This window comes from uncultured Holdemanella sp., from assembly GCF_958348295.1.
Classification (GTDB): Bacteria; Bacillota_I; Bacilli_A; order Erysipelotrichales; family Erysipelotrichaceae; genus Holdemanella.
In genome coordinates, this window is the sequence record NZ_CATVYQ010000063.1 from 1 (window position 1) to 10,581 (window position 10,581).

Sequence of the window (10,581 nt, forward strand, 5' to 3'; positions counted from 1 at the left end):
CTTCATGTTATTATAGCGCCTCCATTTCAACTATTCCTCATTTTCTGATAAATTCTAATTTATCTATAATTTAGACTTCATTATAATCATGTTGATTGAATTATCAATAGAAAATTTTATCTGTTTTGTGTGTTTGTGTTAACACAATGTTTTATAAAAAGGATTATTATATGAATAGAACTACTACAAGACTACTACTTGCAGATGTGTTCTGAAAACACTCCTCTCCGTCTAACTAACGGAGTCTTGGGTGTTTTTTTTATTAACTAATTCAATTAAAATAGTATTGAAAAAAGTAGGTGGTTTTGTGAAACAGACGAATGACAATTTGACTATCATAGATGACTTAAAAAAAGAGATTCAATGCTTGAAGAACATTTTGAATCGAGAAGGAATTTCTTATCAGGAAGAATTGGATCAATTAAAGAATTCTGCAAATGCAGAAACTATTGAAACGAATCAAGGAAGTCGTATTGTTTTTCCAAATGAAATCACAAAAGATATGGCAAATCGATTTTTTGCACGTTTTTGGGGTCGTACAGATGTATACACAAAAAGAGTAGAAAACAAGAAAACAAATAAGGCGGGATACTATCCACAATGTATTAATTTTTGGTCGGATGGGTGTGGCAAGAAATGGAATGCAGGATTTCGTTGTCAAGATTGTCATTACCAAAAGTATAAAGCTTTGACAATTGATAGTATTATGTCACATTTAAAAGGAAATGAAGTGGTTGGTGTTTATCCATTGTATAAAGATAATACGTGTCGATTTTTAGTTTTTGATTTTGATAATCATGATAAAGATGCAGGAAATGATTTTGCGAATAAAGATGAGAGGTGGAAAGAAGAAGTTGATGCGATGCGTGAGATTTGTCAATTAAATGGAATTGATCCATTGATTGAACGTTCTAGATCAGGTAAAGGAGCGCATATTTGGATTTTCTTTGATAAACCGATTTCAGCTATTTTGGCAAGAAATTTTGGAAATGCTTTGTTGGATAAAGGTGCAGAACAAGTGAATTTAAAATCATTTAAATACTATGATCGTATGATACCAGCACAAGATAGTATGCCAAAGGGTGGTCTGGGAAATTTAATCGCATTGCCATTACAAGGACAAGCATTGAAAGATGGCAATAGTGCATTTATTGATGAAAATTGGAATGCCTATTCAAATCAATGGAATATATTGTGGTCTAAGCCTAAGCTTTCACAGGTGTTTATAGAAGAAAAAATAAAAGAATGGCATGGAAATTCAGATGATAAACCTTGGGATTCTGTTAAAGAATTTGAAAAGAATGAAGTGGATGGAAAAATGCATATCATTTTATCAAATGGTATTTATGTGGATACTTCAAATTTAAGCGTATCTATTCAAAATAAAATTCGTAAATTAGCTAGAATTAGTAATCCTATTTATTATAAAAATCAAGGTATGGGAATTTCTACTTTTGGCATGTATAAATATATTTATCTTGGTGAAGACCACGATAGTGGATATATACAAATTCCTAGAGGATGTTATGATACTTTAATTTCGTATAATAAGAACGCTGGGATTCAAATGATGATTGATGATAAAAGGCAACAAGGAAGAAGTATTGATGTTACTTTTAAGGGAGAGTTAAAACCTGAACAAAAAGTAGCTCTAAATAAAATGATTGACCATGATAATGGTATTTTATTAGCAACTACAGCTTTTGGTAAGACCGTTCTTTGTGCAGATTTAATTGCGACAAAGAAAGTGAATACATTAATTTTGTTGGAAAGTTCATCTTTATTAGAACAATGGAAAGATAAGCTGCAGACATTTTTGGATATAAATGAAGAGTTACCTGAATATACGACACCTAAAGGTTTGATCAAAAAGAGAAAATCATTGATAGGTACTTTACAAGGATCTCATGATTCCATGACAGGTATAATTGATATCGCAATGGCTGGCTCTATATGTAAAAAGGGGAAATTTCATAAACTGTTGAATGAGTATGGCATGATCATTGTGGATGAATGTCATCATGCGGCTTCAAATACAGAAAGTGCTGTTTTAAAAGAAATTAAAGCTAAGTATGTGTATGGTGTTACGGCCGTTGATCGAACGGATCAATTGGATAAAATGAATTTTATGCTTATTGGTCCAATACGACATAAATATTCCGCAAAAGAACAAGCAAAACAACAAGGGATTCCTCGTTTATTATATCCTCGGTTTACGCATGTAGTTGCGCCAAGAGGAATGATGAAAGATGAAAAGAATCCAAATGAAGCATACTCAATATTACGAGATAATGATTTGCGAGATCAAATGATTATTCAGGATATAAAAGAATGTATAAAGAAAAAACGTACGCCTGTTGTATTATCAAAATATGTAAATCATTGTAAGAAGCTATATCAACAATTAGAAGGTGTGGCAGACTCTGTTTTCTTGTTGATAGGAAGTCAATCAAAAAAAGAAAATAATCATATTGTTAAATTAATGAAAAGTGTGCCTGAAGATAAAACTATGATATTAGTTGCGACAGGATCACTCGTTGGAGAAGGCTTTGACCTTGATAGGTTGGATACTTTGTTTCTAGCAATGCCTGTAGCTAGTAGTAGTGTTATAAAACAATTTACAGGAAGGATTCATCGACTATATGATAAAAAATATACAATACTTGTATATGATTATGTAGATGTCCATATTCCAATGTTTGATCGAATGTACGGAAAAAGATTAAAGGCCTACAAAGAATCAGGTTATGAATTAATTTCGGATACTAACGGCATAAAAAGTGAATCGCAAATTTCTCAATCTATATATGATGCAAGTAATTATTACGATATGTATAGTCATGACTTAATGCGTGCTAATAAGAATATTATTGTATCCAGTCCTTCATTATCTGGCGATAGAGTTCTAGAATTTACTAAATTGATCAAAGAAAAGATGGAAAGTGGAGTTGAAGTAACCATAGTTTCTTGGATGCCTGATAAAATTAGGTTTGGAAGTTCAAATTATAGAATGCAGTTGTTAGAAGAAATGAGACAATCTGGTTTTTATCTAAAATCGGCAGAAGATAATTGTGAGCATTTTGCGATTATTGATCAGGAAATTGTATGGTATGGAAATATAAATTTATTAGGTAAACAAGATGTAGAAGATCATATTATGCGGATTCAAAATAAAGAAATCGCAAATGAACTTATGGAAATGACTTTTGGAAATAGTTTGTATAATTATTTGAATAACTTCTAGAAATTTTCCTAGAAGTTTTTCTATTTGTGATAAAATAATGGGCAGGTGATATTTGATGAGTGAAAAAAGAGAAGGTTACCAATTTGTTGGTTGGTATATAGATAAAGAGTGTACAAAAAGATTAAATCCAGGTGGGGTGCTTCCTCATTCTGTGACTTTATATGATAAATGGATTCCTATCTGGTATCCCATTGAATATGATGTGGACGGCGGAGTTATGTCGCGTCGTAATCCAAGATATACATGCATTGAATCGGAAGAATTATTGTTGTATCCGGCATTTAAGAAGGGCGTTATGTTTGTAGGTTGGCAGTTGAATGGTGAAATTATAACAAGTTTACCAGCAGGCATTCATGAACCAGTCATATTAACGGCTATTTATAAAGAATGTCCAATTATCCACTTTGAAACGTGTGGTGGAGCCAATTATATGGATGTATGTACGGATGAACATGGCTTATTGGGAAGTTTAAAGCCGCCAGTTCGAGTTGGATATACCTTTGATGGATGGTTCTGGGATTGCGATTATCGTTGGCGTTATAACTTGGATGAACCCATTCATGAGTCTTGTACTTTATATGCCCATTGGCAAGTAAGTCAATATAAGATTACATATGATTTGAATGGGGGATTAAGCAGTCGAAGAAATCCAAAGTCATATACGTATTTTTCGGATACAATTCATTTGTTGCCAGCAACAAAGCCAGGTTATGAATTTGTTGGTTGGTTTGACGAAAGAGGAAATGAGTTAAATGTCATTCGGGAGCATTCAATGGGAAATAAGCATTTAATTGCACAGTTTAGAAAGAGGGAATTGAATTAGTATGCAAAATCCTTTAGGGTATGAAAAAGAGTCATCATTATTAAAAAAGTTTGCGATACCAAGTATTATCTCAATGCTTGTATCGTCACTATATAACATTGTGGATCAAATCTTTATCGGTCAAGGTGTTGGTTTTCTAGGAAATGCTGCAACCAATGTGGCTTTTCCATTGACAACAATTGCACTTGCGATTGCATTGTTGATTGGGATTGGTTCAGCAAGTTTATTTAGTTTATATCTAGGTGAAAAAAAGCCAGAACGATCAAGTACTATTGCTGGGAATGGTATTAGTATGTCTGTTCTTTGCTCAGTAATCTATGTTGTTTTAGTACTTGTATTTCTAGAACCGCTACTAAAATCATTTGGTGCAACAAGCACAATTATGCCTTTGGCACTTGAATATACACGAATAACAACTTTGGGTGTTCCGTTTTTGATTACGACAAATGTAATTAGTAACTTGATTCGTGCAGATGGGTCACCAAAATATTCAATGACATGTATGGTTGCGGGTGCTGTTGTGAATACTATATTAGATCCACTATTTATCTTTGTATTTCATATGGGTGTCGCTGGGGCTGCCCTCGCCACAGTAGCTGGGCAAGTGATTTCATTTTTTATTGCCGCTTGGTATATCAAGAGTTTTCAACATATTGAATTTAATAAAAGTAGTTTACGTATTTCTTTAAATGATACAAAGGAAATGGCAACCATTGGAATGAGTGCTTCATTAAATCAGATTACGATTTTGTTTGTGCAAATCGTATTAAATAATTCATTGACGTATTATGGACAGTTTACTAAGTTTGGTAGTGATATTCCTTTAGCCGCCTGTGGCATTGTGATGAAAACCAATGCGATATTATTAGCTATTATTATTGGTATTTCGCAAGGTATGCAGCCAATTATTGGATTTAATTATGGAGCCCAAAAATATGAGCGTGTCAAAAAGACGTTCAAACTTGCGATCAGTGTAAATTTGGTTGTTTCATTTATTGGATGGGCTTTATTTCAATTCTGCACAAGCACTGTATTATCAATATTTGGATCAGGGGATGCGAACTATTTTGAATTTGCGACAATGTTTATGCGAATCTATCTAATGCTTGTATGTGTTGATGGAGTACAGATGTTATCGTCTAGCTTTTTTTCGTCAATTAAAAAAGCATATTTAGGAATGTTTTTATCTATGACTAGACAAGTATTATTTTTGATTCCATTAGTTTTGATCTTACCTAAATTTTTTGGCTTGAATGGAATCTTATATGCGGCTCCAATTGCGGATTTTGTTGCTTTTGTAGTGTCCGTTATTTGTATTTTGGCTGAATTCAAGAAGTTAAATGAATTAGAAAAAAATATGAAAGTAGACTCTCTATAAAAGTAGAGTTTTTTTCTAGAGATGACATTCTTTGGATTCTGTATTTTAAAAATGCGTAGAATTGATTATTGTCGATATTTATGGTAGAATACTAATGTTTCGCATGGAGGTATAAGTGAACGCATATTATCATTCTTTAATCGAAGAAATAAAAAAAGAGATAGATGAAAAAAGTTATGCCCAGGCGTACGAATTGATTTGTCAGGAGCTGAACATGCCTTATGTTCCACAAGATGCATTGGAGTTATTAGAATCTTATAAGTCAGAATGCAAACCTTATTTGGAACAGAAGAATAAGAGTATGGATTTCAACAAGTTACAGGATTATATTCATGGAAGTCTAGAACAGAAGATCTTTGCGATTTCTATGTTAGAAAACATGAATTTAAGAATGTGTCATGATGAAGTTCAGGTATTATTGGATTCAGATTTACCTGATGAATATAAGGGTACATTGATTGAGGCTTTAATGGAGCAGAAAATCGATGATCCATTTGATTTGATAAAATCCGGATTGAACATTACATTTATTCCAAGTGCTATCTTACCTATGGAGCAAGATTCGTCAATCTGTGAAGCAAGTTCGTTATTTGAAAGTTGGTTTACAAATGAAGATCCAACAATGGTTCAATTTTGTATGTCACTTTTGATGCAGCTTGTTTTATATGAAAGACCATTTGATCAAGAAGATAAAGATCCTTACCAACTTGCGAAAAGTGTAACAAGACTTGTGTATGATGCAATGCAGAAATCCGATGAATGGCCTGGTTTTGTGAAAAAACAAGGTCTTGAAAAAATTGAGGATATTGAGTTATCCATTGAAAAGCGAGGAGAAAACAATGACTAGTACTTGGACTTTGAAAGAAAATTCTACTGGTGAATTAGAAGTAACTGTAGAAGGTGAAGCTTGGAAAAAAGCACAGAAAAAAGCATTAAACTATGCTAAATCTCACATGAATTTGAAAGGATTCCGTCAAGGACAAATTCCTGATGCTTTAGTTAAAAAACAACTTTCTTCAAAAGCATTATATGATATGGCTAGTGAAGAAGTTGCTAATGAAGCATTATCAGAAGGAATCAAAGAACACAATATCGAATTAGTAGCTCGTCCTACTTTAGATGTTAAAGAAGCTGATGATGAAAAAGCCGTATTAGTATTTACATGTACAGTACTTCCTGAAGTAACTTTAGGTGAATACAAAGGATTAGAAATCAAAAAAGCTGATGTAGAAGTTACAGAAGAAGATGTTGAAAACGAAGTTAAACGTGTTCAAGATCGTTATGCTGACTGGGTTGTTCGTGAAGATGACGATGCTGCTCAATTAGGTGATCAAGTAGTTATCGATTTCGTTGGAACAAAAGATGGTGTAGCATTCGAAGGTGGATCTGGAGAAAACTATCCATTAGAACTTGGTTCAGGATCATTCATTCCAGGTTTCGAAGAACAATTAGTTGGAGTTAAGAAAGGTGAAGAAAAAGACGTTGAAGTTACTTTCCCTGAAAACTACCAAGCAGCTGAACTTGCTGGTCAACCTGCAACATTCCACTGCACAGTTCACGAAGTAAAATATAAAGATCTTCCTGAATTAAATGATGAATTAATCAAAAAATTAAAGATTGAAAACGTTGAAACAGTTGATGCTTATAAAGAAAAAGTAAAAGCTGACTTAACTGCTCAAAAAGAAAGAGAAGCAGAAGAAAACTTCACTAATGAATTATTAGGAAAAGTTTGTGACAACGCAAATGTTGAGATTCCAGCAGCTATGATTGATGCAGAAGTTGATCGTATGTACAGAGAATTTGAAGGTCGTATGCAACAATCTGGATTCACTGCTAAACAATTCTTAGAAGCAACTCATCAGACTGAAGAAGCAATTCGTGCTCAAATGAGCCCAGAAGCTGCTGCTCGTGTTAAAACTCAATTAGTATTAGAAGCTATCGTAAAAGCAGAAAGCATTGAAGCTAGTGATGAAGATGTAGAAAAAGAATTTACTACAATGTCTGAAATGTACAACATGGAAGTTGAAAAAATCAAATCATTGATTTCTCCAGAAAGTATTAAAGCAGATTTAGCTAATCAAAAAGCATTAGACTTCATTAAAACTTCTGTAAAGTAGTATAATGTAAACGAAAAAAGACGCCTAGCGTCTTTTTCCATATTTAATATAAGGAGGTTTTTGTATGGAATTAAATACCTATCCTTTAGTTTGTACAAGAGGCGTTGTCTTATATCCAAATCAAGAAATTGTGATCGATGTAGGCAGAGATACTTCTGTACATGCTGTTGAAAATGCACAGGATAATTATGATAAAAAGATTTGTTTATTTTCTCAAAAAGAACTTGAACAAGAACATCCTGGAGTAGAAGACATATATTCTGTAGGGACTTTGTGTGAAGTTCGTCATATTCGTCGTTTTGATAACTTTTTACGCGTTAAATTCCGTGGAATTAAGCGTGTTAAACTAAATAAATGGGTCAATGGAAGTTTGAGTGATCTTGCTGAAGTTGAAGTTCTTGAAAGTGAAAAACAAGATGCTGTCGAAGAAGAAGCTTTACTTCGTATGATTGCAGATGAACTTGATCGTATGCAAGGACAAGAACGTTTTGTAACAAAAGAAATTGTCATGGAAATTTCTAAAGGTATGGGCGGTGAATTCTTAAGCGATAAAGCTGTTCAAGGGTTACCTTTAGATATTGAAAGAAAGCAAAAATATCTTGAAACTCTTGGGGTGAATGATCGTTTGATGATGTTGCTTCAAGACATGGCAAAAGAAAAAAAGATGAGTGAAGTTGAAAAACAAATCAACGAAACTGTAAAAGAAAGAATCGATCAAGGACAGAAGGACTACTATCTTCGTGAAAAGATGAATGTCATTCGTGAAGAATTAGGGGATACAGTTGCTCAAGACGAAGATGCAGCTAAGATTCGTAAGCGTTTAGCTGAAAATCCATATCCTGACTACATTAAGAAAAAGGTATCGGATGAAGTCAGTCGTTATGAAATGCTTCCTATGGCTAGTGGAGAAACTGGTGTAATCAAGGCATATATTGATTGGTTAATGGATCTTCCTTGGTGGCAACAAACAAAAGATAATGAGGATTTAAATGCGGCAGAAGCCACTTTAAATGCTGATCATTATGGTCTAGAAAAAGTAAAAGAACGTATTCTAGAATATTTGGCTGTTAAACAAATGACAAATTCATTAAATGCACCAATCATTTGTTTGGTAGGTCCTCCTGGAGTTGGTAAAACATCTTTGGCAAAAAGTGTTGCACGTGCTTTGGACCGTAAATTTGTGAAGATGTCACTTGGTGGTGTTCGTGATGAAGCTGAAATTCGAGGACATAGAAGAACGTATTTAGGCGCTTTACCTGGACGTATCATTCAAGGTATGAAAAAGGCTGGAGTGATTAACCCTGTATTCTTAATTGATGAAATTGATAAGATGGCTAGTGATTATAAGGGAGATCCATCAAGTGCTATGCTTGAAGTATTGGATCCTGAGCAAAACTCAGTATTCTCAGATCACTATATTGAAGAGCCTTATGACTTATCAAAAGTATTATTCATCGCAACGGCTAACTATTTAGAAAATATTCCACCTGCATTAAGAGATCGTTTGGAAATTATTGAATTATCAAGCTATACAGATGCAGAAAAGGTTCATATTGCCAAGGATCACTTAGTGCCTAAACAATTAGAACTAAACGGATTAAAACCATCTCAATTAAAAATTGATGATGATATGTTACTATATTTAATTCGTTACTATACTCGTGAAGCTGGAGTTCGTTCATTAGAGCGTACAATTGCGACAATTTGCCGTAAAACAGTATTGGCAATCTTAAAAAACAACAAACGTAGCATCAAGTTGACTAAGAAATTAGTTCATGAGTGGTTGGGTAATGAAAAAGTAGATTATGGTAAAAAAGAAAAGAAAGATCAAGTCGGAACAGTAACAGGACTTGCCTATACAAGCTTTGGTGGAGATATTCTTCAAATCGAGGCAACTCGTTTTACTGGTAAAGGACGTCTTGTTCTTACTGGACAATTAGGTGATGTTATGAAGGAAAGTGCTAGTATTGCGCTAGACTATGTTCGTACACATGCGAAAGAATTCAAAATTGATCCAAAATTGTTTGAAGAAAATGATGTACATATTCACGTACCAGAAGGAGCTGTTCCAAAAGATGGGCCAAGTGCTGGTGTTACAATGACAACGGCATTGGTATCTTGTTTCTCAAATATTCCAGTTAAGGCAAATTTAGCTATGACTGGTGAAGTTACGCTAAGGGGAAATGTTCTTCCTATTGGTGGCTTAAAAGAAAAATCATTGGCTGCACATCGTTCTGGAATTGATACAATCTTGATTCCAAAAGAAAATGTAAAAGACTTAGATGATGTACCTCAAGAAGTAAAAGATGCAGTTACTTTTATTCCTTGTTCAAATGTCTCTCAAGTGTTACATAACGCATTGGTAAAATAGTATGATCAGTGAATTTGTGATTAGTGCTGTTGAAAAAGAACAATGGCCGGAATCTGATTTACCAGAAGTTGTAGTCGTTGGACGTAGTAATGTTGGAAAATCAAGCTTTATTAATGCACTGACAAATAAGAAAAAACTTGCCTATGTAGGAAATACACCAGGTAAAACACGTTTAATCAATTTCTTTAAGATTGATGATACATGGATGTTGGTGGATGTTCCTGGATATGGTTATGCGAAAATGTCTAAACAAATGCTGATTAAGATGGGTAAAATGATGGATACATATTTTAACCAAAGAGAGCAGATTTGTTGCGTTGTACAACTTGTCGATGCAAGACATGGAGCCACGCATGATGATTTAGATATGATCGAAATGATTCAAAGTCTTGGAATTCAAATCGTTATCGTAGCTACAAAAGTTGATAAGATTCCTAAGACAAAACGTGTTCGTGCATTGAAAGATATTTCACAACAACTTCATTTGCCAATGAAAAACATCTTTGGAATTAGTAGTACAGAAAAAACAGGTTTTGAACCTGTCTTAGAAAGAATCAATGAAATTGTAGAACAGGCTAAAAAATAGTCTGTTCTTTTATAATGCAATCTAAGAACACTCGTGACTTTAGTCATGCGATGAATTAGATG

The 10,581-nt window shown here is 33.7% G+C and carries 7 protein-coding genes; all 7 read left to right on the forward strand.

Going from position 1 to position 10,581, the window contains the following annotated elements; all coding sequences use genetic code 11:
• Positions 1-307: 307 nt before the first annotated feature.
• The 7 genes from Q3907_RS09745 to yihA all read left to right on the forward strand — a co-directional run bounded on the left by Q3907_RS09745 (position 308) and on the right by yihA (position 10,519).
• Positions 308-3,244: a DEAD/DEAH box helicase family protein gene (locus Q3907_RS09745; RefSeq protein ID WP_301898137.1), complete on the forward strand. Its 2,937-nt coding sequence runs from the start codon at positions 308-310 to the stop codon at positions 3,242-3,244.
• Between the two features lie 55 nt (positions 3,245-3,299).
• Positions 3,300-4,067, forward strand: coding sequence for an InlB B-repeat-containing protein (locus Q3907_RS09750; RefSeq protein ID WP_301898138.1), 768 nt, complete (start codon positions 3,300-3,302; stop codon positions 4,065-4,067).
• A gap of 1 nt (position 4,068) precedes the next feature.
• The gene (locus Q3907_RS09755; protein ID WP_301898139.1) at positions 4,069-5,445 is read left to right on the forward strand and encodes an MATE family efflux transporter; all 1,377 of its coding nucleotides are present in this window, start codon (positions 4,069-4,071) and stop codon (positions 5,443-5,445) included.
• A 115-nt stretch (positions 5,446-5,560) separates the two neighbouring features.
• A complete protein-coding gene (locus tag Q3907_RS09760) occupies positions 5,561-6,292 on the forward strand; it encodes a DUF3196 family protein (RefSeq protein ID WP_288518726.1) in 732 nt (243 codons plus the stop codon).
• Positions 6,285-7,562, forward strand: a complete 1,278-nt coding sequence (tig, locus tag Q3907_RS09765; protein WP_301898140.1) for a trigger factor — start codon at positions 6,285-6,287, stop codon at positions 7,560-7,562. Before Q3907_RS09760 ends, tig begins: the two co-directional genes overlap by 8 nt.
• 64 nt (positions 7,563-7,626) lie before the next feature.
• Positions 7,627-9,933 (forward strand): endopeptidase La, encoded by a 2,307-nt coding sequence (gene lon / locus Q3907_RS09770; protein ID WP_295644120.1) that lies wholly within the window; start codon positions 7,627-7,629, stop codon positions 9,931-9,933.
• Position 9,934: 1 nt separating this feature from the next.
• On the forward strand, positions 9,935-10,519 hold the full coding sequence (gene yihA / locus Q3907_RS09775; RefSeq protein ID WP_118012332.1) for a ribosome biogenesis GTP-binding protein YihA/YsxC: 585 nt from the start codon (positions 9,935-9,937) through the stop codon (positions 10,517-10,519).
• Positions 10,520-10,581: the final 62 nt, after the last annotated feature.